Consider the following 26,635-nt stretch of genomic DNA (forward strand, 5'->3'; position numbering starts at 1 on the left):
CTAAAATGGATGTGCGTATATAAAATGAACCAATTACTTTTGCAAGTTATGGCAGACCAATTCAACAATGAACAGGCAAACCTCAGTGAAGTAGTGCTTGGTGAGAATGAAATTATATGCTCTCTTACTAACAGAGTTGTCAAGGCAACAGACAAGGAGCTAACTCTTCAGTCAATGATTAACATGATGACTGAAGAATATGACTTTGCCCCTTCTGATATGGAGAGAGACTTCAAAGTTAAGTATGAAGATGTAGATGAGGGTAAGACAAAGAATCAAAAGGTAGATTTGGCTATCTTTGAGGAAGGACGTGCTCACGATGTGGCTAATTTAGTTAGAGTCATTATCGTAGCCAAAGATGCAAAGGTAAAGCCAGAAGATAAGAAGAATGGTGTATCAGCATCCCTTGAAGGCATACTATGCTTCACAGATTGTCAATTTGGCTGCTGGACAAATGGAGAAGACTTACAATATCAGTACTCTTCTGAAGATGCATTTGGTCAGACAACTATTGAATCTATCTCAGACTTTCCTGCTAATGGTCAAACCTTGGAAGACCTCGAAGCACAAGGTGAACGTGCAATGCCTCGTAAGCCGGCAAATGAATCTTTGGTAAAGACCTTCAAACGCTGCCATGACTATATCTACGGAAATGAGGGTATGAAGAAGACTGCCTTCTGGGAACTTCTTAATCTCATTTTCTGTAAACTTTATGATGAAAAACGTAGATTCTCTGATGCTAAGGCTGGAATAAGCTATCGTCGTCGCTTCTGGGTTGGTGTTAAAGAGCAAAACACAGAAGAAGGAAGAAAGGCTGTAGCAGAACGAATCAAGGGTATATTCGAAGACCTTAAGGAAAGCAGCGTATTCAAGGATGTATTTGATGGCAATGAACAAATTATGCTTTCTGATAGAGGTTTGGCATACGTTGCCAGTGAATTGGCAAAATACTCATTCCTCGATGCTACTGTAGATGTAAAGGGTACAGCTTACGAAACCATTGTAAGTAATACTCTTAAGCAAGAGGCTGGTCAGTTCTTCACACCAAGAAACATCATCAAGTGTATGGTTGAAATTCTCGACCCAGATGAGAATTGCCGTGTTCTTGACCCAGCATGTGGTTCTGGTGGATTCTTGGTTATGGTTCTTGATCATGTAAGACATAAAATCGCCAGAAGAATGTATGGCGATTTGGATGATTTGCATCTTGAAGCCAAGCTAAACTCACCTGAGGTTGATGACTGTGTACGTGAGTATGCAGAGAAGATGATATTTGGTTTCGACTTTGACCCAGACCTCAAGAAAGCAGCACGTATGAACATGGTGATGGCTGGTGATGGTCATTCAAACATATACAATATCAACTCGCTTGATTATCCTTATGGTGCTAAACCAGATATACCATTAATTGCAGAAGCAGTGAACAAGAGTATCAAGCAGAGTGCTGATAAAGATTTCAAGTTTACTACAGCAGAAAATAATGCTCAAGGTAAGTTCGATATGATTTTCACTAACCCACCTTTCGGAGCCAAGGTTGAGGTAGATATTGAAATTGCCAAGCGATATGAGTTGAATAGCAAGGCTCCTGAAGTTCTCTTCATCGAAGCCTGCTACAACTTCTTAAAGCCTGGTGGTAAGATGGCAATCGTTCTTCCTGATGGTATCTTGGGCAATCCTAATACAGAAGAAGTACGTCTGTGGATTCTCAAGCATTTCAAACTGATTGCTAGTGTTGACCTACCAGTAGAAACCTTCTTACCTCAAGTTGGTGTACAGGCATCACTGCTTTTCCTCCAAAAGAAAACAGATGAAGAAATGTTGATTCCTATTGAGAGTGAGGATTATGATGTATTTATGGCAATCGTTGAACAAGTGGGCAAAGATCGTAGAGGTGTTCCTGTCTATGAAAGAGACGAAGACGGGGCTGAAATCTTATTCCCTCATGTAAAACGATGGTTGGCATATAATGAGTTCGGACGTGAGGTAGTTCGCTCACGCAACGAACGTATAAAGAGATTAGCTGATGACCTACCAAAGGTTGCAGAAGAATATAGAAAATTTAGGTTTGATAAATTATGAAATGTCGAGTTATAAATAGCCAAGAAGTCCTTTTAAGCAAAAGGTTTGACGGAAGCTATCATAATGCAGAAGTAAATATATACTCTTCTGTTATTGAAAGACATTCTTCGTTCAAGCTTAAAGACTATTGCACTGAAATATTCACTTCTGGCAGAAATAAACGTGTATATACAACAAAGGAATTTGGTTATCCATTTCTAAGCAATTCAGACGTAGTTGCAGCAGACCCTCTAGCGTCATGTAAATACAGTTCTAAAAAATACGGTTTTGATGAGAAAGCTATTCTTAGAAAGGGAATGATTCTTACAGGAAGAGTTGGCGCGATAGGTCAAACCGCTTTTGTTCCAGGGTATTTAGAGGCATATAATGCAATGGGATCTGATAATATCATACGCATCTGTGTTAAGCCTGAAGAACGTAATGGATTCATTTATGCTTATCTTGCATCAAAGATAGGCAACTTATCGTTTTGGAAGCACGCTACAGGAGGCGTACAGCCGTTTATAACGGATGCAATGGTTGGAGAATTACCAATACCAGATTTCCCTGAAGCTTTCCAAAAGGAAGTTGATGATTTGATTCAAGAATCAGCTCGCCTAAGAGAAGAAGCAACAGAAGCACTTGAAGATGCATCGAAATTATTAAAACATTACGCTTCGTTATCAGATTTAACAGAAGCAGATTATGATTATTATGGTCCTCGTTCATATGAACGGCAAGTTTCATGTTTTGTAAAGAGTCGTAAGGATATTGATTCTACAACAATAAACGCATTTAATCATTCTGAAAGAATAAAAAATACAAAGGATAAGATTACATGTCTCACAAGACCATTAAAAGATTTAATTATTAATGGTGATGTATTCTCCACAGGTTCGTTTCCTAGGATAGAAGTAAAAGAAGATAAAGGCATCATGCTTATCAACCAGTCTGACATATTTGATACAATTATCAGAGGAAAGCACATTTCTAAACGCAATGTAAAGTTATCGAATCTTGTAGAATATGGAGAGGTATTAATTGCTGGCGTAGGTACATTAGGAGAAAATGAAACTTTCTGCAGGTGCATATATGCTAATGAAGATTTGGTTAATCAACTTGTATCTGGTGAATTTATCAGAATGAAAACTATAGAAGAAATACCTTCGGGTTATCTTTATACATGGCTATCATCTGATTATGGATTTAGATTCATAAGAAATCTTCAAACAGGTACGAAATTATGTCGTCCTATTCCTCGATTACTTTTAGAAATACCTGTGCCTATTATAGAGTCTAATAAGATGAAAGAAATTCATGATATAGTAACCGATGCTTATACCAAAAGATACAAAGCAAATTGCTTAGTTAAACAGGCTATAGGAATGATTGAGAATGAAATTGAACATTGGAATAAGTAATTTAATGTAGATAAAGCCGTATATGGATAAAGTTCTAAGTACTATATATCTCAAAGTGAAATCAGAGACGCAAACTCTGACAAAGAGTGCTATTGCTCAAATTTTAGTTAAGATTATATACTCAAGTGAAAAACGAATGTCACTTAAGGATATAATAGCTTCATATAAGGCATTTACAAACCGTAAATGTGTAGATGAGCAAATAATCACAGAGCTTATTGAAAACCTTTGTAAAAACTCTGAGATACAAATTAGTTCAAAGAACGAGTATTATTTATCACCTTCAAGACGAAAACAGATATGCAAATGTTGTGAGGATTCTGCTAATCGGACTAACGCAATTCTTGCACGATATTTCTTTGAAGTACACACAGAAAAAGAAGTAATAAGACAATGGTTTCAAGATGTAACGCTTCACTTCTTTCAGTTCTTTTCTGACGAATGGATTTCAGACTTATTGAAAACCAAAGATGCTGTAATTCATAGTAAGGACAGCATAAAAGATATGGTTGAAAGAAGAACAAGAAATATTAAGGGTGTTGACAAAAAAGATTATGAAATTCTTCCTAAACTATTCTTTAAGTTTCTTGGCTCTAAAGATTCTGATGTAACAGCCTATCTATGGGAATATGGCACGTCTGCATTTTCCGCAAAATTGATAAGTAACACAACAGGAATAGATGCACTTACTTTAGATGTGTTCAAAGGCTCGAAATGTCTATTGGATACCAACATTCTTATGTTCATTAAGTTAGATGCGAGTAAATTTCATAATGCACTAATTTCTCTAGAAAATACTTTCAGTACTCTGAGAATTGAGTTAGGAGTTTTATACATTACTAAGCAAGAATTCCAGCACAAAATTGAACATCAAAGATGTTTAACACTCAATAATCTTGAAAAGTTTGGATTAGATTTGACATCTAATGCCAATGATGATTTTACTCAAAGTGCTATAGCTCTACATTGTAGAACTAGTGAAGATTTCGTTAGATACTTTGATTGTTTACGAGAACTTCCAGAACATCTAAACGAGACTCTAAAGATAGCTGAAATTGATGATAGCAAGACATTATTAGAAGCGATAGAAAAGGCTCAAAAATCAGAGCATAAAATAGCAGAGTTAAACAACGTTTATAAATCCGCAACAGGACGTGATAAAAGGACTTCTGCACTAACGCATGATGTTGGTTTAATTGCAGGAGCTGAATTCTTAAGAAACGATGACAAATGGTTTATTTTATCGGAAGAGATTTCAGTAAATAACTATTCAAAAAATAAACCAACTGTAAGTGGATTACCATTAGCCTTAAGGGTTGAAACACTGATTAACGTCTTAGCTCTTAATAATGGTGGAGACTCTTTTGATGCAGATGATTATATGCCTTTATTTGCGTCAATAATCCAGAACGGTTTTCAGCCTCTGAAAGACACTTTTGTTCAGGAGGATCTATACGCAATATATGAAATGAATCAGCAAATTGCGTTACTCCCTGAAGAACAAAAGAAAGTGATTGTACAAGAAATCAATTCTAAGAGACTTAAAGGAGAATCTGAAGATAAATTGAAAGTAGAACTTGAAAGAGCAATAACAAGAGGTAAGCTACAAGTTCATGATGACTTAAATGAAGCTAAAGAGCAACTTTCAGCATCAAAGAAAGAAACACAAAGACAAAAAAATAGAGGAGACGCCACATATAAGGTGTTACGTAAAACTATAGAAACTCAAGTAATTTCTAAATACAGAAAACGTTTTTGGGGAAGAATTGCTTTATTTATTGGTGGGATAATATCCATAGGTGTCATGTTTTTCTTAATCTATTCCTGGATAAAGAATAATTTCGAGGACACTAACAGCCAATCTATTGCTTTTCTAATTAGCATTGTTACAAGCCTTGCTATTGAATTAGCCTTGGGTTTCTTTGGATTTTTCAACGTTAAAGGAATATTCAAAAACAAGAAAAAATATATAAGAGAGCAAACTGAAATTGAATTAAATAAAGCTCTAGAAAATGATGAATTAAATTAGAACATACTTCTATGTCACAAGTAAAGAGAGAAACTATAGAATGTCCAAACTGCCACCGCAAAGGTGAATTTGAGATTTGGGACAGTGTAAATGTGGATTTGGATCCAGAACTCAGAGAAAAGATTTTCAATGAGGAACTATTCATGTATCACTGCCCTCATTGTGAGCATGTGACAGGCATTCCTTTGGACACTCTTTACCATGACATGAAGAATCAATTCATGTTGTTCTTCAGTTTCTTCAAAGAAGACGATTTCGATTATAAACTTATGGATATGGAAGTACCAAAGTCTATGATGAAAGGTGACTATACGTTCCGTATGGTTTTCGGCTTGATGCAACTCAAGGAGAAAATTGTCATTCTTGAACATGGTCTAAATGATGTTGCCATTGAACGTCAAAAGTATATGATTAGCCATGTCATAATGCCTGAGATAGCTCAAAATGGATATGAACTTTACTTTGCAAAGGTTGATGAACTAAGCGAAGGATTTGAACATGGTGCTATCTACTACTTTTATGAGGACAAAGAAACTGAAGAGCTAATGACTGTACGCTTTGCCATGGACAACTACTATGAGCATTGCCTTGCTTGTGAAATTGACCCAAGAATGAAGGTCGAAGGATGTGCTTGTGTAGATCGAGATTGGATGGCTCAACAATTTAAAAAGAATAATGTATGAGCGAGGAAAAGAAAACATATAATGGCAGAGTCCAGTTCTGGGAACATGGATATGTTGGAGTAAAAGACTATGACGATAATGTTGTAATCTCTCCTTCCTTGCAATACGAGGAGATTCGTGAAAGAGAAGGTGAAGAAGTTGCCATAGTACTTAAAGGTGGCAAATGGACTTTAACAAATCTAGATGGTGTAGCAATTTGTCCATTCATATATGACCGCATATCGTATATAGGAGCACATCTTTACAAAGCAGGTATCTATGTATCTGAAGATTATCTTAACACAAGAGTCGAATATGCAGATACAAGAATGACATATGCAATTCTTGATGCGAATGGTAATATCTTATGCGATAGAAACAAAGGGTACAACTACATTTCTGAGGTGCATGAAGGTGAAGCTACAGCTGCCATCAATGGCCGTTGTGGCATCATTGATTTACATGGTAATGTACTAATGGATTTCCAACACAAGTATATCCAACCAATGGGCGAAGGTCATTACCTAGTTTCGTATCACAATGAAGATGATAATTATTACGCTACCATTATCAACAGAAAAGGCGATATCCTAATTTCCTCAAGCATGCAATATCGTAGCATTTATGCTTTTCACAACAATGTTGCAGTTGCTCACCAAAATGGGAAGTGGGGATTGATTGATGACAATGGAAACCATATTGGCGAATTTAACTATTCGTTTGTTGAAGAATGGGGCGAAGGATATTACAAGGCAGAACAAGGTGCCAAAAAGAACATACTCCGTCCAGATGGCTCTGTTGTGCTTGAACAATGGTATAACGATGTGTTCAAGGTACAACATGGCTTTTTCATTTTTGGCAACACCATCCGTAAGTCCAAGACCAACCCTAAAACAAGATACATACAAGGTGTCGCTCATGTATCAGGCATCATTGTGTTCCCAATGATATTTGAAAGAACTCAATGGTGTGAAGATGGTCTAGGCATATATGCAGAGATAGATGAAAAGCCATATATACTTACATTAGACGGAAGTATTTATGACCCAGCTCATTCACATTTGCCTCTGAGAAAGAAGATTAATTGGCCAGACCTTTTTGAAAAATTCGCAAACTGGACATTGCCAGGTCTTCAGTTCTACTACAGAGATACTGATGCTCGTGTAATAATAGAAACTACTTATCATGTAGGAGATGTCTTGCGTGCCGGATTCCTATTGGACGCAACAACCCAATTATGGAAACCAGCTCACAGGACTCGTTTTATAATAGCAAGTGCACATGCTGCACATTTCTTTGAAATTGAGGATTTGGTAAAAGCTAATCCTAATGTAAAGGAATGGAATTTATGTACTTTCCCCTTCAATAGCTACTTCAAGGTGATGGATGTTTACGAGAAGGATGGATATAGACAAGTCTTTCTCTTGCATATTCCACCAGCTGCTGCACTCTTCCTTGGACGAGATGAAACAGCAATCAACTTCATCAATGAAGCAACAGGTCAAGAAGGTTCACTTATTGAAATGGCACGAAAGAGTCTTGACGAAAAACTAAAGATGGATATTCACCCACGCTCTTTAGATCAAGACTTTGTAAATCGTATGCACCATCCGATAGGTTTAGACCCAGACTTCTGGCCAGTGTCACCATATCCTATGGAAGAACCAGTCGATGGAGAACTAGCTTTCATCTGCAATATTGTACATAAGTTATCCGACGACAAGGATATAAAGGATTTTATAGTTGAAGAGGATAACTTCCCATTTACAGGAATCGTAGGCAGAGTATGTGAGGATTGCATCTATGCCAAAGGCATCTGTGGTAATGGTGAAGGTTGTGGACGTTTGTTCATCAATTCGTTCAGAAACAGATACCTCAAGGGTAATTGCGAATATCACAAAACAGATCTTTACGAACCATCTCGTTACGAAGAATTAGAAAGCTTCAGAAAGAAGAAAGAAAAAGAGACAAAGGAGAAAACAGCAGACACTTTTGCTGTTGGATTGCTGAATGATTTCATTAAGGAAAAACTTGATGGAAATATAGACAATCTTCGCACTTATGATTTGTCTAAACTCAGAGATGATTCTAAATATGGTGACTGTTCTATAGAAAGAGCTCCTATTGTGAGAGCGATTATGGCGTTGGCATTTGCTGACACGTGGCCTAATCTATCTGTCAATGCAATAGAAAAGTATGAATATTGGTGCAGTCCTATAAATCACTATCAAAGATTGTTTGGTGCAAATATACTTGACCAATACTTTAAGGGGTTACAGAACTTCTCCCCTACTGTAGAGCAACATGAAAGAGCTTTGAATGTGGCTCATCTCATATATTCAATCGGTAATATGTGGGTACTTCCTAACAAGGCTTCATTCAGCAGTTATCTGGATGATTCAAAAAACAAAGGATATGTGGATAAATTCCTTAAATCAATGTATGATGTCTTTGTTGGAGTATCCAAAGTAGACCTTAATATGAAAGGAATACTCTTCAAGAACCGTAAGATGATGACTGAATATGAAGGTTTGAATGGCTGGAGAAAGTTCATAAAAATGATGATGTTGGAGGACTATACGAATGGTGCGATGGAACCAAAACCAATCTTCAATCAGGTGTGGTGCTCAATGAAAGGTATAACGAGAGAAGATTATTTTGAAGCATTCGATAAATACTGTTCATTCTGCGAGGAAGCTATTCCCAAAAGAAGTGAACAGATTATAGAGAAATTAAAAGAAATCCTGAATTAAAATTAAACCTATATATATGGCTAAGATTAAATGTCCACTTCACGACGATGGTCCGGTAAATGCAGGTGAACAGCGTTTACTTGATTATTTAAGCTTAAAGCTGCCAGAAAACTATTACATTGTCCCGAATGTAAATTTACCCATTTCAGGACCGAACAATGTGATGAAATATTGGGAGTACGATTGTATCGTAATAGCTCCTCATGCCATATTCCACATAGAGAATAAGGATTGGGGTGGTAATCTTGAAGGTGATGATTTTGCTTGGTTCCGTAGTGGACAAGAGGTGGCAAACCCTCATAAAACTGCCGGACTTAAGACACGTATATTGGCATCAAAGATTAAGAATGCTCATCCAGATTGGAGATTCGGCCAAATATTTACTTTAATTACCTTAAGTAACCCACAACAGTCTAAGTTTGGTTTAGATCCACAGTGTGAATGTTACAAGCAAACATATACACTTGGAAATGAATTGATAGACTTCTTGACTAACTATGACATGTTAGGCAGAAGACAATATCAAATTTCGGATGTTCAGGAGAAGGTTGCAGACTATTTAACAGGTCAATCAGTTGCTGGCATAAGAGCTGCACGCACAGAGCTATTCAATTATAAGATTATTGAAAAGCTACAAGAAACCGAAGAGTTTACAGAATTCTTGTGCGAGCCAAAACTGATTGCAACAGCAAAATATAAGATTCGTGAATATCCATTGGATGTTGCTGGCAAGAGTCCAACCGAGCTTAACAAGCTCAGACTTCAGGTTCAGAATGCCGCTATCGCTCAACAGAAGATTGGTATTTCTCCATATATCGTTCAAACAGACTGTCGTTTGAACGAAGAGCAAACGTACTATTATGAGATTAGTAGATATCAAGATGAAAGTACGCTCCGTTCTAAACTGCGATTAAAGACATTCAAGCAGACTGATAAGATAAACATTATCCTTGATGTTGCTAAAGCCTTAAAAGAGGCCCACAAAGAAAGTGTTTACCATAGAGATGTATGCCCAGAGAACATCTACGTGTACGAAGGAGGCAAGGCTGCACTTGCCAACTTTGGTATGGCGTGGTTCATTGAACATACAGATCTAAGTTTTACAGTTAACAGAAATTCCGATAATACTTCACCATATACAGCTCCTGAAGTTATTGATGGAGATGTTTGTTCAAGCAGTGATATATTCTCACTTGGTGTCATTTTCTATGAGTTAATGACTGGCAAACTCCCATTCGATAGTGCAATGACATTTACTCTTGGCATGAGTGGCAAACTCCCTGAAGATTCATTGCCTTGCAAGGTAGCTAAGGATCTGCCAAAGTGGATGGACGAAGTCGTCAAGAAGACTATTGTTGGAGAATTGGACGAGCGATGGGATTCTGTAGATGATGTTATCAACTTCATAACCACTGAACTTGAGAAAGAACAGGCGGCTTATCATACTATTTCTCATTTGTCAAGTACTCCAGACTCTGAACAGACTTTATATCTCAAGGATATGAAGCCGGGAATGAAAGTGTCACCAAGTATGACGCTTCATGACATATTGGGCCGTGGTGGTTTTGGTCGTGTCTTTAAGGTTTGGCACGATATGCAGAAACAGTACCTTGCCATTAAGATATTTGAGAAAGACGCTTCCATAGATAACGCATTAAATGAGTTCAATGCTCTAAAAGAATTGTCTCATCCCAATATTGTTGAGTTCAAACACAACGATAGAACTATGCCTGGTGGCTTATTCTATACATTGATGGAACTGCTTGAGGGAGACAATCTGCATAACTATATAAGTGGAGATTTGCGTTTGCCTATAGATGAGATATACAAAATGACAACGCAGATATTGAGTGCTCTTGTATATATGCAAAAGAAGGATCCACCAGTATACCATAGAGATATTAAGCCAAGCAACATTATGTGGCATAAACGCCAGTTGTACAAGCTTATAGACTTTAATATCTCCACTACAACTGATGATCATTCATTTGGAGGCACTTTGCCATATATGGCTCCTGACTTGGTTGTTTCAGGAAATAAGATTGATTGGGACTGTTCTGCCGATACATTTGCATTGGGTGTAACACTGTACCAACTGTTGACACATGCTTATCCATGGCCAGGTTCTCAGCTACGTCCAAACATACATATGGAGCCTACTCCTATCCAACAGTACAATGAAAAGTTGACGGATGAGTTTGCGGAATTTGTAATGAAGTCCATCATTACAGATAAGACAAAGCGTTTCGGAACAGCTAAAGAAATGTTAGCCGCACTTGAGAAGATAGGATTAGACGGAATACTTAAGGATACAACAAAGGTTATTATTCTTGATGACCCAAACAATATTGATAATCCTGTTGACTATATCAATTCGCTGTACAGTCAAAGCCGTCATGGAAACAGAGGTACCCGTGCTGGTTCTCATTCCCATGTATTCGACGCTTTGACCTATACAGAGACGAAGTTAGATAAGGAACTACTTTCGGATATCAGACAACTCAAGTATAAACTTATTATCATTACTGGTAATGCTGGTGATGGTAAAACTGCCTTTATTCATCGAATTGAGAATATCGGTGAGAACAAGGTCACGTTCGAATCTAACAATGGTTCATCATTTGATATTTCAGGCGTAAAATTCCAAACCAATTACGATGGTTCTCAGGATGAAGATGAAAAGGCAAACGATGATGTTTTGACAGATTTCCTTAGTCCGTTCTTTGGCCTTGAGAATTACAATAATGCAACAGAAGGACGTGTTATTGCAATCAACGAAGGCCGATTGGTTGACTTCTTGACAACACGACCAGAATTGCGTAAACTTCAGGATAATATTGAAGAGTATTTCTACAAAGAGGGACATACAGAACTGATGCCTGGATTGCTTGTTATCAATCTTAATCTCCGTTCTGTTACGGCTAGAGGTGATAATAACAGTCCAAGTTTGTTGGCTCAGCAAGTTAAGAAACTTACAAGACCCGAACTGTGGACTAAATGTGAAGGATGTCCGATTGCAGACAGATGTTTCATCAAATATAACGTAGATACATTCCAAGATTCCAGTGCTGGAGAAGAGGTTATCAATCGTCTAGAATGGTTGATCCGCACTATCATATACAAACGTGAACTTCATATTACGATGAGAGACTTGCGTTCTATGATAGCTTGGATGCTCACAAGGGATTACTCATGTAACGAAGTAAAGCAATTGGTTGAGTACGTACAGTCTGAGAATATATCTGAATTCTTATGGCAGTACTATTACTTTAACCTTACTGCACCAGAAATCTGGCCAGCAAAAGAGTCGTTTAATCTGCCATCTCTTGAGTCTTCTGATAGATTGATTAAGATGCTTAGAGAAACTGATGTTGCTGGTGTCGCCCTCCCTGCGTTTGATAGAGACTTATATTATACCACTAAAAAGCCAGAATCATACCTTATTTTCAGTGATAGAAAACGTTCGCTCCTCAAAGATTTCAATGAGGCGAATGTGATTATCCCTGCTTATGAAATAAAGGGTGAAGACATTAGAATGCAAGTGACTACTCGTCATAAATCATACATCCGTCACCAGTATTTCGAAGGTATGTTTGAGTTTAAGCGTAGATTGCCATATCGTTTTGCTAGCGAGTTTGAAGAGAAACTAAGAAACGAGAGTAACCTTGAAGAAACCATGCAGGAGTTAGCAATTGCTATCTCAGCAAGTGAAGGATGTACCAACAAACAACTTGTAGATGGATATCTGTTATTGTCCAGCTCGAATGTTGCTGACCCGATATCGAAAAGCTATAGAAGATTCTCATTAGATGAATTTGAGTTATTTGTAAACAAGACAGATCACCTTACCAAATACATAGAATACGAGAGTGATAGCCTCATATTCCGTCATAAGACCGATAAATTCATTCAATTGACAGTAAGTTTGGATTTGTTCGAGATGTTGCGTTATATACACCAAGGTTATAGTCCTTCTATTAATGACTTACGAGGTCGTTTCATTGAGTTGCAAATATTTAAGAACCTGCTCGAAGCAAAAACTTACACAGAAGTTCTTGTAACCAAGAATAATCGTAAATTCACGATTATTCGCATTGATGAGAATAAGCGAATTGTTATTGAACCACTTAAATTAACAGAATAAAGGTATGATACTCAAATTAAAAAAAGAAGCTGGTATACCTGCGTTCTTTAATAAAGATATACTTTTCATTGACTTTAAGACAGTCAAGTTGGACCGTGTTCTAACCAATCTATTCATAAAGATGTATGCAGATGGCTACTCTGTAACATCGGCATTCAAAAAGGAGTTTACAATGAATTCTCTGAAACAGATTTTAGCTGAATTGGAGAAGCAGAATGAAGTAATTGGTGCCACTGATAACCCCGAAGGTGTAGAAGATTGGTTACGTAGTTCATTATTGGAATTTGCCAATAGAGGAAATGTCATCAAGGAGCACGTTTCTTCACTTAAGCCTTTGCATCTATTGAGTTTCAGAGTACTTAATAGCAAATATTGTCGTGATTATCGTACATCAGACCAATTATATTTGATGCTCAGACATAATCCTGAAATCATGGAAGGATTAAGTAAATTCCTTAGCAAAGGCTTTGACAAGCATTCTGGTGAATTGGTTATTGGCGAAGAACTGGATGTTGACACTACAGGTATATTGCGTATTACACGTCCGCTTAAGGAACGAAAAAATCTTAATCGTGAGGTGGTTGAAATTCCTAAGCCATTCCTTGTGAAACAGGCGGAGTTGTTCAATGACGACATTAAAAGACTTCTTCTTTACAAGAATAAGATTCCAAGAACTGTATTCATAGACTATCTGAGAATACTTTGTGGATTCCATTTGGCGATATATACAATGAAGGTTGTATATCTTCTTCCAAAGATGGTGGAAGCTGGTACTCGTGATATAAATGACGACTGGTCAATGGTTGTTGATTTAACAGAGAACTTGGATAGCCCTGTCTCATACTATGCTTGTAAGGACATTGAACGTATTGAGAATGCTGTAAACAAGTACATCCGTTCTACATTCATGCTTCATGCAGTACAGCAATACAAGAGATGTAACATCGATGAAGCTTTGAGAGTATTGAAAGAGGAGAACAATAATTCTGATGCATACTATAGAGTAAAACTGGAGGTTATAGAAAATACATTACCAGGAAAGGATGAGAAGGAATTTGATAAATTGGATTTTGCTGAGATGCTTTCTCTTTTCCCTGAGGAGGATTACTTCAATAAACTGATTCATGTATATGAGAAGTCTATTGTAGCAAATCGTGTATACAAATATTTCCCAGCGTTTATTGACTGCGTGTCAATGAAAAATTCGCCTTCGATGTTGCTTGCTGACAGTAGAAGTCGCAGACATCCTCGTAGAGGTGTACTCGGTTCTAAATTGTTGGAAACATTAGTACAGTTGCTTGTATTGAGACAGAAGGAAGATGGAAGTTATGAAACTCATTCTTTGTCTATAGAAGATTTGGCTTCAGAAATTAGTAACAGATATGGTCTGATCATTAATGGCGTACATGAAAAACGATTTGCCGATGCTGATGTGGAAATGAATGCCGCATTCAAGGTAAACATGGATGCCTTCAAGAATAAGCTCAGACAGATCGGTTTCTACACAGATATGAGTGATGCTTGCATTTTACAGAAAATCAGACCACGTTATAAATTGGATGAATAATGGAAAACATTAAATCTTTATATTTCGAGCAGTTCCTGCAACATGTGATTGAGAGTTATCGCAAAACAATTATGCAGGCAAAGCCGGGACACTGTATGAAAATTACAGGTCTTGCGATGAAAGAACTACGATCTTTATTGCCATTACTTCGGACAATAAACGATGTGGTTAAAGTCTTCATTCTTTCAGAGACGGAGAAGGGTGATGAGTATATCCATGCAACAAAGTTGATTGAGTTACGCAACAACCCGAACTATGCTGTACTCATTTTAGTTCCTTCTAATAGTAGAACGTCAGCTGAAGATTCATATGGTGATGCAACATTCCAGAATCTCTCAACGATTGATTTGCAAGCATCTTTCTTGTACAAGTTGATTGAGGATATTCCGAATGATAAGGCATATTTATGGAAGCAGATTTTTGAGTTACTCAAAGAGGTGCGTCTTTCATATACGACTTTGATCAACTACATATTGTATTTGGAACTGAACCACTATTCAGATGAAAGCTGGGGAAATGGTTTGTATATTTTCGGTTTATTGCCCGATAGAGAACTAATTAAAGAGGATGCTTCTATCAGACGAAGATTCCTTATCAATCTTGAGAAGGTGTCTGCTGTTATTTCTGATTTTACGATGACAGCTGCTGATAGAGTAATTAGTCTTCCTATCGAAAAGAATACTATTCAAAAGAACCTAATGGACTTTCTTTTAAGAGAAATCTCATTAGAGGATAAGTATGCTCTATTTGAGTGTATACACAACGATCATCCAGAGTTTAACTATGCCTCTATACCATGGATAATATCGGATAGTGGCCCAGTTAAGATTGAAGTTAACCTAGTTTCTGAAAAGGAAGCCAAAAAAGGAATCGTTAAAGACAATGAAGGTAATTGGGTTCTTAATACCATTAAAGATAAAAAGAGCAAGATACCATTTACCATAACAACAGACCCTTCTCCTAAGGACAATCCAAGCATATATGCTTTTGAGATTGCTCTCATAAACATTGAAGATTTCTCAGAAGTTGGAGTTATCAAGAAGGCTCTTGTTGGAACAAATAAAAAAGCTCATAGAAAGCTATCTGTAAACATCCAATCAGAAATGTTTGATGAAGGTGTTTACATGTTGCGTGTACGTGCTCTAGATGAGAATGGAATATTGTTGGACTCGAAGAAAGAGTTCAAAGAAGAAAGAGTTCAAGCAGCATGGCTGGATGCGAAAGAAAAAGACCCTAATCTTCAGATAGAGCAATACCGTTTGGAAAACCATGTTGCCTACTGTAATGAAAGTGAAGCCTTTACAATTACTGAAGATGACGATGATACAACAGACACCGCACCAGATAAACGAGCAAAAGTGAACAGTTTTACACAAGCAGTAATTCATTATCGCTCTGTACATTTGGCGAAGAATGAGTCTTTAGACTTTGACATTAGCACAGATAGAAATAAATGGGAAGAAGGAACATTAAACAATACATATCAGTTTGATTTTGGAGCTGCTTATGCTTATCAAATTCAGTTGCCCAAGAAACTTATTCAGTTGGAACAGGTATTCTTGAACAAAGGCAATCGTTTAGGATATGCAGAAGCTTTGCTTAGTGCAAATCCTACTGATACTAAATTGTTAAACCCTCGTGATACTGCTATCGAAAGTCCTAATTTCGTAGTAGCATCTAATCTTGCGATTTCTGAAGAGTTATTGTTATTACGTCAGAATCTATTCAATGTTATTAAGGAATCAGCATTGGGTGATACCGGTTTAACATGCACATTGGATTTTTCAAGCAATATCAAACTGGTCAAAGACTATCTCTTTGAATATGATAATTGGTTGAGAGCATTACTGGAAAGTGAACTGGACGAGAATGATGTATTGACCATTCAGAATTTGGATACAGTTCTGTTGACAGTTGAGATGCCTGATGGCAACACTACCAATATCAGACTTATTACACCATTACATCCATTACGCCTTTCGTGGATGATGAACCAGTACGAGCTTTACAAGGATTGGGAAGAAAAGACTGAAGCCAATCCTAAATATCGTAAAGCATGGTACAGAAAATTAGACAAACTTTTCCAAGGTCAGCTTCCTATGGATATAGCTCCTCTGGTGTTGTGTGAAAATTCAATGGCAGAAGCATATCAATACATAGGTGAACTTACCTTTGGTTGGGGTGTGTATGCTCAACCTCATTTTGAAGATGAGGAAGCATTCGCTTCTAGTTATCGTCAATTGAAGTCATATGCAGCCATGTTGCTTAATATCACTAAGGATAAACGTATTGACAGCGATGTGAATTTGGAGTTAGTGACCCGACATCTAATCAACTATGGACTTTCTCATCCATATACTGATAAATTGGTTATTAATTTGTTCAATGCTGGTGATGCGTCAGTGTTTGCAAAGGCACTTACACTATTGGAGAAACATGGTATTGGAAATAATCTGACCTATGAAGTAAGATTATTTACAGACAATAATATGTTGCAGTCGGGAGAAGCTTTAAAAGAATTGCTCGATCCTGAAGCGTCTGTCGTTGCCACAGAAGCAGAAATCTTTGCTCAAGCTTCTTCGAATAGATTGTTCCCTAAGTTAAGATTCTCACTGAATAGAATAAGTGATTTCATTAACAACCACAATAAGTACCAGGCACACATATCGTTCCTTGTAAATCCATTTGCTGTTCATACAGAATTAGTGCGTCCTGATGAGTTGAATCGTTCATTCCACTTAAACGGAACTATCTGTAGAAACCTTGTCAGAGCAAGTGAAGAAGGTAAGTCATTTGTGTGGAATAGATATTATTCAAACAAGACATTACCAAATCCTGTGTCTGAAGCTGCGAATATTGAGGTTAGCATCTTTGCCAGACTACAAGAAGTTATAGGTAGAATGTTGTCATCTACATTGGAAGAATCGGTTCCAGCCACAACGTTAAGGCTCAAGGATAACGACATGATGTTATTGTCATTTATTCACGATACTAGTGACTGGGTAGTAACTTTTGACAAAAATATGGGACCAGAGTTTTACGACCTTCCATGTGTAGGTGAAAATGATGTTCCTTACCTTCTAGACTACATTCCGAATGACGAAGCAACAGGTATATCATCATATCTTACTACAAAGCCAACCAGTGAGATAGGTGCAATCATGATACCGTTGTTCAAAGAGTATGGAATAGATATTGAGAATAAAAAGAATTACAATAAGATCCTTGAAGATGTACGTTCTGTGAGCAGTTCACTGATTATGCAAGCTAATACTACATCCAGAAAGGGCTTTGAGGTTATTGGAACTACTTTGACCAAACGTTTCCTTGATAAAAAGGGAATAATGAAAGAGTCCTTCCTAATACCGATTGACCTTCACAAGGATTTATTTGCTGACGAGGATGCTCTAAATAAAGAGCGTGCCGATAATTTGGTTGCAAAAATCGATGTCAAGAACAAGGAAATTCTATTTAGCGTAGTTGAAATCAAATGTAGAAATGCATACTATAACGAAGATGAACTGCATGAGAAAATCGTACGTCAGATAGAAAATACTATAATTGCATTAAGACGCCATTTTGAAATTGCAGTTGATGGCCATGACCGTCTCGATAGAGAATTAAAGACACTAGAGTTTAAGTCATTCCTTGAGTTCTATATTCGTCGCTCAATGAGATATGGTCAGCTTGATCCTATTGTTGCACATGAATATTTATTATTCTTGAGCAAACTTTCAGAGGGTTATACTATTAGGTTCAAGCAATTAGGTGTAATTTTCAATTTCCTACAGACAGAAAGACAGAAAAAGGATTTCTATGGAGATGCTGTGATTTATACTATGGGACAAGCTGTTATTGAGGATATTCTCGACGAGAATGCAACTCTCAATACACAGAAACTCGAAAATATGGATCACGATGAGTTTGCAAACTTCTTTGAGCCTACTTTGAATCTCTTTGGAAAACCACACGTAAAGAGTGAGCTACTTCAGGACGAAGTTATCCAAAATGAAGACAACGACTCTCATGATGAAGAAATAGAACAGGTTCAAGAAACAGATGATAATGAAGTCATAGAAATCCCTTCAGTTTCATTTGAAAATTCTCAAAATTCAGACGCAGAACAACCAGCATCCGATAATGACGAAAATTCAAATGAAGCATCTGTGGTAGAAATTGAGATCGAAGAGCCTGAAGAATCCAATGCTCAAGAGGTTGATGTAGATCCTAATTATGAAGAGCCAAAATGTGATGTTACCATAGGTAAAAATAGTGATTCATTACAGTTTGGTATTTTGGGTAAAGCACTAAGCAATAATAGAAAGATTGCTATTGACCTAAACGAGTGTAATACTATCAGTTTATTTGGAGTACAAGGTGCAGGTAAGAGTTATACTATCGGTTCTATCACAGAAATGGTAGTTAAGCAGTTCTCTAAAGTCAATCTACTTCCAGCTCCTATGGCTAGCATCATTTTCCATTATAGTGATAGTATGGACTATGCACCGGAGTTCACATCTATGGTTTATCCAAATGACGATGCTGGTCAGTTAGCAAAACTCAAAGCAGAATATGGAGCAGAGGCATCATCGGTAAATGATGTCGTACTTCTTGCACCAGCAAGCCAAGTTGAAATTCGCAAGAGTGAGTACCCAAGTATAGATGTCCATCCTATTGGTTTCGATTCATCTGAGTTGGCCGTTAGAGATTGGATGTTCTTATTAGGTGCTATGGGTAATGACTCTACATATATTAAGGAGCTTAAACAAATCATGAAAGCTTGCAGATATGATATGTCATTGGCCAATATTCGCAAAGGCGTTGCTGAGAGCTCACATATGTCTTCTTCTCAAAGGTCATTAGCTGAGCAGAAATTAGATTTTGCTAGTGAGTATATTACAGATGGCAATAAGTTGCAACAATATTTACGACCTGGACGTTTGATTATAGTCGATCTTCGAGACGAGTTCATTGAGAAGGATGAAGCTCTAGGTTTATTTGTTGTTATGCTCAACGTATTCTCAAGTGTAATGAAAGTTGATGGTCGAGCTTTCAATAAATTCATTGTATTCGATGAAGCACATAAATACATGAATAACAGGGAACTTGTCGGTTCAATTACCACAGCCATCAGAGAGATGCGTCACAAAGGCGTTTCTGTTATGATTGCAAGCCAAGATCCAATGAGTTTGCCAACCGAGATTATTGAGTTGAGTTCTATTGTTGTTATGCATAGATTTAGCTCTCCTGCATGGGTTAAACATGTTCAGAAGGCTATTACGCCTTTACAGACATTGACACCAACGGAGATGGCTTCATTAGGTTCTGGAGAAGCTTATATTTGGGCAAACAAAGCAACTGACAAGGCCATAACTCAACGACCTATAAAAATCAGTATTAGACCTCGTGTTACAAAACATGGTGGTGATACAATACAAGCGATTAAGTAATGATAATATACGAATATAGCAATAAAGGATGCAGAGTAGAGAACCAAGACTATATCAGTCATGGTTCCCTACCTGATGATGGATATGTTTGCATTCTAACAGATGGTATGGGCGGATATTCTGCCGGAGATGAAGCAGCAAAAACAGTAGCAGAATCAATTCGGGCATATATACAAAACAATTATACCCAAACAAATATACCAAATATCATCAATGAAGCTATTACTTATTCTAACGACGAACTAATGTTAAAGCGTTTGAGTATTGGAGCCCAAAGAATGGGCTGTGTGCTAGCATTATTGGTTGTTACTAAAGAATATGCGTATATAGATTGGTTGGGTGATAGCAGAGTCTATATGTTTAGAAACGGTAAAGAAGTTTACAGAACAGAGGACCATTCTATGATAAATGAAATGGCTAGGTCCAATACCATTACAGCGGATAATATTAGAAAGTATTCATCTGTTGTCACAAGATCTATCATGGGAGAAGATAACCTTAAGTTAGAATCTATCGTAAAGATTAAAATCAAGCCCAATGATGTTTTTATCTTGTGTTCAGACGGTGTACATAGACAATTAAATATTGAAAAACTTATTGGCTATACTGATGGTCTGAAAGAGGATTACGACATTAAATCAAGTGATATGAGTGATAATTATTCGTTTATCAAATTGGTAATTTAATATGGTTTTCAGTGAAGATATAAGCAATAAGGCTGGTCTGTTACTTGACAGAGCAGGTGATTTTGAATCACTGTCATCAAATGTTTATAAGGAAACTGGACGTACAATAGGCATTACAACTTTAAAACGCCTATTTAATTATATTCAAGATGATAGAAAAGCCAGTGAATATACCCTAAATACAATTGCAATCTATTTAGGTTTTGATAATTGGGAAACCTATCTAAAAGCAAAAAATATAGATAGTGAATGGGGGACTGTTCAGATTTTATTTATCCTCAAGAACTTGATTTAGATGATATTGTTGAAATTAAATATTTGAATAGAATAATAGAGTTTAGGGTTGTGGAATTTGAAGAAAGCAAAGCTATGAAAGTTTCTAAAGCCATAAATAGTAGCCTCTTAATTGGAGATGTTGTATTTGTTCATCATCTTAAAGTCGGGGAAAAACTTATAGCAGATAAAGTATATCGTAATGGCCTGATAGGTAATTATAAGAAAAATGGTGAACTATCATCTGTAGAAGTTAACCCATAATTATGAAGAAGACTCCCCAATTTGAGGAGTCTTCTTCTATTTCATAATGGAACTCTGCACAAGAAATTCAAGTATGGCATTCCGATTATATTGACCTTACAAGTCAGCATTGTTTTATACTTACTTTAAGTAGTTAAGTCTATATCACTCCCGCGAATGATATTAGGCTTTTTTATTAGAGTAGGATTTCAGAAGTAACATACTCAAGATGACCTGCGAAAATATCATCAACAGAGAGCTGATTGAGAACTGATGATATATTTGTTACTATCAGTTTTTACTTTTGACTACTTTGTGAATTTACGAGATCCTTGATTACGGTTGTTTGATTGTTACCTCAATTTGCATGGCTTCACTGAGATTTGGCACAACTTCGGACGGTATTTAAATTAATAGCTCCACAAATGGTTATTCTGTATTTCTTTTTAGCTCTATTCCTGCTTTTTCTAATAAGTACTGATGCTGCTCTTTCACAGCCCGATACATCGAATAATAAGCAAAGGCTTCTTCTCTATGCTTCATGCTACTAACCGACGCTGCAACAGCCCACGTAACAATAATAACAATAAAGGCTACAACATATCGAAGTTTTATATGACGCCCACGTATAAACATCCTATTGATATTGGGTGGAATAACCGTTACTGGAATTTTCAACTCATTGATTTTGGAAAATATTTCATCCTGCCGTTTTAATATGCAGTCGGTATTTGCTTCAATAGTCATACGATTAAGATTATAATCACAAACGTGCCGATAAAGATATTCAAGAAATTTAGACTTCTGCTTGAATAATTCAATGAGTTTCGGGAACCATAGCGAAAACGGCAATGTGTCCGATTGTTGTTTCCAGACATGTTGCTTTACCACAGACAAGGCTTCGTTCCAGCAAGTACAGAAACTTTTGGCGACTCCATTATAAATGGTCTTTTCGTCAAAGTCCACTTTTACAGATTGATCTAGTTTGGGAACTGTAGTATTCTGTTTTTCAATACATTCTTTTAGCTCGTTGATACTTTGGCGCAAATTTGCAAGATTTGCAGCTACTACATCTTCTTTCATTATCTTCTACGTTTTGAGGGTTTATAAAAAGGTTCGTTTCTTTGGTTATCTTTGTCGTCTCGCCATCCTTGTTCATTACTTGTTCCTCCACCTCCACCGGAGGTTATGGCTTGATGAGGTTGAATAATCAGTTCCGATGCCACATTGCCCAACGTAACGCAAAGGTTGTTAAAGCTCAAATCACGGTCAAGTTTAGAACCGGCTATACTATACTCATTTTGACAGAATGATATGCCACGAATTTTATCAGAGTTATCTGTACGATTAAAGCGCATATCTATACCCTGACCTTTGAGAATGCCAAGAAAATCATTCCATGAACAAGATACAGCCAGTGCATCAAGAGTTGCAGAACGTAGATTATACTTCCGTAATTGATAAGGGCGCAAACGACTCTTGTTTCTGGCTTTGCTATTTTTAGGAGCAAAGTACAGTCCATATTCTTTCGTCAAAGCCCGGCATACTTTAGTATTACGTATTCTTTCATTGCTGTCAGAGATAAGATTGCCATCATTGTCTATCCGATTGAACACCAAATGACAATGAGGATGTTTCGTGTCGTGATGTCGGGCTATGATATATTGCGTATTACGAATCCCCATTTGCTCCATCCATTTCTTGGCAATCTCAACCATAAGCGCATCTCCTTCTTCGTTATCGGGAAAACGGCTAATGTCTTGCGAAGAGAAAGCAAGTGATACGTGCTTCACCGGACTTTTTACTTTCGGGCGCATGGACGCTTGTATCTGAAAAGAATCGGCTATGGTTTTATTGCTGATGGCACAGACACCTTCGTGTGCTAAAAGTGTGGCACACTTCTTCTTGTTCTTTTGGTCATTGGCGTAATTCACTATTCCTCCAAAATCTGCTCTTGTTTTAATCTTTGCTATCATGGCTATTGTTCTTTACTTGGTTGATAATTCTACTGACTTCTGATATGATTGAAAAGCATTGTTGTTTGACTGCTTCCAAACCATAAGTGTGCATCTGATGGGCAATCTGATTGACATTGTTGGCGATGCTGGAAAGGTCGCGAATTGCCGATGCCATTTCCGGACTGATGCGCTGACAGACCTGACAATCCATTGCCGCCTGATGGCAAAATTCATTGACAGACAATCCTGCTTGTTCCGCTTTGGATTGGATATAAATGTAGTCGTTCTCGGTAAACATTACCCGAAAACATTTGGTACGTTTCTGATAGTTCGCCAACTTAGGGCGACCACCAAGTTTCTTCTCCTTCATATTTATCTTAACTTTCAATGTTCATGAATTGATTTTTTGAGAGTGGCAGTTTATCCGCTTGCCGCATAGGTTTTAGTGGCACTAAAACACAAACTTGCCACTCAAAAAATCTTCCTATATTTCCCCTGCTCTATTCGGCATAGCTTACCATCTTTGATAAAGGCTTCTATCCACTTGTTTGCAGTACTTCCATTTTCACCCAAAGATGAAACCTGTACATCATAATCCTTCTTCGTGAAAGTATCGGGTAACATATTATAAAGGGTATTCTTTCGTGCATAAACGCCAGTTTCTTGCGAAGCGGAATTGAATCGTTTGGACTGATTTCCTGACAAATTCTGATAAATGAATACGGCATGATAAAGTAAGGTTTCGCAAATATTCATGACTGTAGAATAGTCATACTCATGGCAGACCAGTTGCTCTGTCTTGTCATGTGAGGAAGAATTGCGATGTACATTCTCCAAATGCCGGACAGCTGTCAGCACCATCATTATACGATAAGCAATCAGTCCCATCCGTCTGACTACTCCTTGCATCTTGTTATCCACTTCGTCACAACACTCTTCATTCACACGACTGAGGTATTCTATAAAGTGTTCCTGTAAATCGGAGGGAAGGGAGAATGAATAATTTCCCTGTCGTACAAATTCCTCATGCAGATGGCAGAATTTATCTCCCAATAGTTTGAACTTGGCATTTTTGGATTGGGAAATGTCGCTTGTGGCAAACACATTTCTTATACCTCGCTTGAAGCGAATGATATAGAAACAAAAGCGACTCATCAATCCGTTTTCCGCATCAGGTATCAATCTTCTTACTTGTTCGGGAGTTCCAGCCAAAGCTACTGACACTCTTGGATTAGCTACTTCACAATACTCCCTATCCTTGCGACGGCTCAAACTTACCAACTCATGATGAAATGCCTTTCGCAACACATCGGAATAATTACCATAGTCCGACTTCAATGTTTGGCTTAACGTGTCGCCCTCCGATTCAAACAACAGTCCGATTCCGTCATTATCTCCCAGTATCTTCAAGAAAGAGCTTGCGCTGCTATTGGCAGGAATGACAAGCATACGCATGGGCGGCTCGGCTGGCATAGTCATTCCACTATCTTTCTTACCTTTGATATAAGCATTCATCGCTTCTTTATATTCCTGTTCCAATCGTTTTGAGAGTTCATGCAAATTGCGGTTAATGGGTACTACCAGTTCTCTGCATAGGGTTAATGCCCCCTTTCCCATACCTGCATCTGCCACAACAAACAGATAAAGATTCGGAAAAACAATGCGCTCATCGTACACACCACAAACATTATGAAAGCATACCGACAAACACACAATAGTTCCTATCAATATCGTATCACGGTCATCCACCGAAATGGAATTGTTGACAATCTCATGTAGAAAAGGAGGAAGATGCTCAAACACACATTCAGGAAATGCAGGAAGTTCTTCCTCTGACTTTATCCATTTGCCCGTTTTACCATTTTGGATATTTGGCAAAATGGATAAATGTTCTTTGTTGGATGGAGCCAATGAGATTCCGGCTTGATTTGCCAAATGGAAGAAAGAACGGATAGTAATACCTTGCCCTTTGGATTGCAGACAATGCGTATATTGTTTGTCTGTTTCTTCCCTTTGATAGGTAGGGTAAAACCTGCTGATGCGATGATAATACTCCCGTCCGTTCTCTCCCAATCCGTCCACAAGCGCGAAACCCAACTCCATCCAATCTTTATAATTGGGTGCTATATCAATGCCACGTTGTTCTATCACCCGAACAACACTTTCCACATCGTCTTTAACCTTATTATATATAGGAGCAACATCAGGCGTATGTGTTTGCAGTATTTCAGAAGGGACATTCTCCCAATCTTGGGCGGAAAATATTTTCTTCGACATCATCTTTGTATTTAGGGTTAATATATGCTTGTGGGTCGTATGGCAGGAAGCAAGAACGAGCCACATCACTGCCGGACATATCCACTGATGGCAAACCTGTTGCTTTGATACAGTTGGTGACAGCCTTGAAGTACCGGGAATGTTCCCATCCTTTCAAGTCAACAGGTATTATCCACTTCAATCCATTACCGGATGGGCTGACAAATAACAGTTCCGTATCGAAATACTCATGATTGAGTAATTGCTGTTTTAGCTCCACGATATTCTCCACATGGTCGAAATCCAAACACATCAATCCTGAATGCATAATCAGTTCCTTTTCATTCCGTTTGCGGAATAATCCCGAAAAAGTACAATAGTCGAAATGGGTGGCTTTGTATCTTTTAGCTTCTGGAGAAGATAGCATCAAACGCAGGGCTTCGGTTTGTGGTTGGGCATAATGCCCGATGATATAACGATACACATCCACAATGCCTACCGCCCTTATCGGTTCAATGTTTTGAATGGGCTTGCGAAAGAACGAAAAGCAATAATCTGTTGTTCCCATCATCTGATAATCTTTTTAGATTCGACAAATCGTCTGGCTTCTTCCATTAAGTCATCTTGGGTCTTGTGCGATTTGTTCTTCAACCAATCGTCAATCTCCGATTGTAGGAAAGCCAAAGCTTTATTTATTTTATGTACGGGAATCTGTTTGGTAGATACCCATCCATAAACTGTCTGTTTGGCTGGATGTGATGGCAGATAAGCACAAAGCTCGTCTATATCCATCCACTTGGGTGAATTACTTGCCTGCTTATGTTGCAAGGCATTTACTTTGGATTGTAGTACTTCTACGGACTCAATCAGGTAGGACAACGCATTTGGCATTTCCTCCAATGAATTTACTTTATAAGCCATTTTTTCTTCGTATTAAAGTTGATGCCGCAAAAGTATAGGGATGTTTATGAGTGCTAAATAGGTGCTTGAAAGCCACCAATTAGCCACTTATTTGCCACCGATAGATTTAGTTTTCATTAACACAATGATTTACTGAAAGAGATAATAAAATAGGGATAAACCACTATTAGGACTAATACCCTCTTCACAGAGAACATCTATACAACAAAATCCC

The 26,635-nt window shown here is 37.6% G+C and carries 17 protein-coding genes; 11 read left to right on the forward strand and 6 right to left on the reverse strand.

The genetic code is table 11. The features are described from left to right. Positions 1-24: 24 nt before the first annotated feature. Genes mads2 through AAHJ11_RS04180 form a run of 11 tightly spaced genes read left to right on the forward strand, consistent with a single transcriptional unit; the run spans position 25 to position 21,307 of the window. Complete coding sequence (gene mads2, locus AAHJ11_RS04130) at positions 25-2,079, forward strand: methylation-associated defense system DNA methyltransferase MAD2 (RefSeq protein ID WP_234069590.1); 2,055 nt, start codon at positions 25-27, stop codon at positions 2,077-2,079. Beyond that, positions 2,076-3,479, forward strand: a complete 1,404-nt coding sequence (gene mads5 / locus AAHJ11_RS04135) for a methylation-associated defense system restriction endonuclease subunit S MAD5 (protein ID WP_413579100.1) — start codon at positions 2,076-2,078, stop codon at positions 3,477-3,479. Before mads2 ends, mads5 begins: the two co-directional genes overlap by 4 nt. A gap of 22 nt (positions 3,480-3,501) precedes the next feature. Then, complete coding sequence (locus tag AAHJ11_RS04140; protein ID WP_413579101.1) at positions 3,502-5,508, forward strand: hypothetical protein; 2,007 nt, start codon at positions 3,502-3,504, stop codon at positions 5,506-5,508. 11 nt (positions 5,509-5,519) lie between these two features. Then, positions 5,520-6,191: a CpXC domain-containing protein gene (locus AAHJ11_RS04145; RefSeq protein ID WP_413579103.1), complete on the forward strand. Its 672-nt coding sequence runs from the start codon at positions 5,520-5,522 to the stop codon at positions 6,189-6,191. After that, positions 6,188-8,923 (forward strand): WG repeat-containing protein, encoded by a 2,736-nt coding sequence (locus AAHJ11_RS04150; protein ID WP_413579104.1) that lies wholly within the window; start codon positions 6,188-6,190, stop codon positions 8,921-8,923. Before AAHJ11_RS04145 ends, AAHJ11_RS04150 begins: the two co-directional genes overlap by 4 nt. A gap of 16 nt (positions 8,924-8,939) precedes the next feature. Continuing rightward, positions 8,940-13,067 (forward strand): methylation-associated defense system protein kinase MAD6, encoded by a 4,128-nt coding sequence (mads6, locus tag AAHJ11_RS04155; RefSeq protein ID WP_234069599.1) that lies wholly within the window; start codon positions 8,940-8,942, stop codon positions 13,065-13,067. Positions 13,068-13,071: 4 nt separating this feature from the next. Then, positions 13,072-14,634: a methylation-associated defense system protein MAD7 gene (gene mads7, locus AAHJ11_RS04160; RefSeq protein ID WP_413579105.1), complete on the forward strand. Its 1,563-nt coding sequence runs from the start codon at positions 13,072-13,074 to the stop codon at positions 14,632-14,634. After that, positions 14,634-20,084 carry a methylation-associated defense system ATP-binding protein MAD8 gene (gene mads8 / locus AAHJ11_RS04165; RefSeq protein WP_413579107.1) on the forward strand — a complete coding sequence of 1,817 codons (5,451 nt, stop codon included), beginning with the start codon at positions 14,634-14,636 and terminating at the stop codon, positions 20,082-20,084. Before mads7 ends, mads8 begins: the two co-directional genes overlap by 1 nt. Then, positions 20,084-20,770, forward strand: coding sequence for a PP2C family protein-serine/threonine phosphatase (locus tag AAHJ11_RS04170; protein ID WP_005785836.1), 687 nt, complete (start codon positions 20,084-20,086; stop codon positions 20,768-20,770). Before mads8 ends, AAHJ11_RS04170 begins: the two co-directional genes overlap by 1 nt. Before the next feature lies 1 nt (position 20,771). Continuing rightward, positions 20,772-21,065 carry a hypothetical protein gene (locus AAHJ11_RS04175; protein ID WP_413579109.1) on the forward strand — a complete coding sequence of 98 codons (294 nt, stop codon included), beginning with the start codon at positions 20,772-20,774 and terminating at the stop codon, positions 21,063-21,065. 23 nt (positions 21,066-21,088) lie between these two features. Next, entirely contained in the window at positions 21,089-21,307 is a 219-nt protein-coding gene (locus AAHJ11_RS04180; protein WP_232304507.1) for a hypothetical protein, read from the forward strand. A 408-nt stretch (positions 21,308-21,715) separates the two neighbouring features. Here AAHJ11_RS04180 and AAHJ11_RS04185 read toward each other — a convergent pair whose 3' ends face one another. The 6 genes from AAHJ11_RS04185 to mads1 form a co-directional block, all read right to left on the reverse strand. Beyond that, entirely contained in the window at positions 21,716-22,369 is a 654-nt protein-coding gene (locus AAHJ11_RS04185; protein ID WP_234069605.1) for a hypothetical protein, read from the reverse strand. Next, a complete protein-coding gene (locus AAHJ11_RS04190) occupies positions 22,369-23,262 on the reverse strand; it encodes a relaxase/mobilization nuclease domain-containing protein (RefSeq protein ID WP_035448938.1) in 894 nt (297 codons plus the stop codon). Before AAHJ11_RS04190 ends, AAHJ11_RS04185 begins: the two co-directional genes overlap by 1 nt. Continuing rightward, a complete protein-coding gene (locus tag AAHJ11_RS04195; RefSeq protein ID WP_007845365.1) occupies positions 23,246-23,614 on the reverse strand; it encodes a MobC family plasmid mobilization relaxosome protein in 369 nt (122 codons plus the stop codon). The genes AAHJ11_RS04190 and AAHJ11_RS04195 overlap by 17 nt, the downstream gene beginning before the upstream one ends. Before the next feature lie 101 nt (positions 23,615-23,715). Next, on the reverse strand, positions 23,716-25,521 hold the full coding sequence (locus AAHJ11_RS04200) for a DUF3987 domain-containing protein (RefSeq protein ID WP_413579111.1): 1,806 nt from the start codon (positions 25,519-25,521) through the stop codon (positions 23,716-23,718). Beyond that, positions 25,472-26,071: a BT4734/BF3469 family protein gene (locus AAHJ11_RS04205; RefSeq protein WP_065762863.1), complete on the reverse strand. Its 600-nt coding sequence runs from the start codon at positions 26,069-26,071 to the stop codon at positions 25,472-25,474. The genes AAHJ11_RS04200 and AAHJ11_RS04205 overlap by 50 nt, the downstream gene beginning before the upstream one ends. Next, on the reverse strand, positions 26,068-26,421 hold the full coding sequence (gene mads1, locus AAHJ11_RS04210; RefSeq protein ID WP_004313943.1) for a methylation-associated defense system helix-turn-helix domain-containing protein MAD1: 354 nt from the start codon (positions 26,419-26,421) through the stop codon (positions 26,068-26,070). The genes AAHJ11_RS04205 and mads1 overlap by 4 nt, the downstream gene beginning before the upstream one ends. Positions 26,422-26,635: the final 214 nt, after the last annotated feature.

This window comes from Bacteroides sp. 90-K9/2 (assembly GCF_047310725.1).
Lineage (GTDB): Bacteria > Bacteroidota > Bacteroidia > Bacteroidales > Bacteroidaceae > Bacteroides > Bacteroides vicugnae.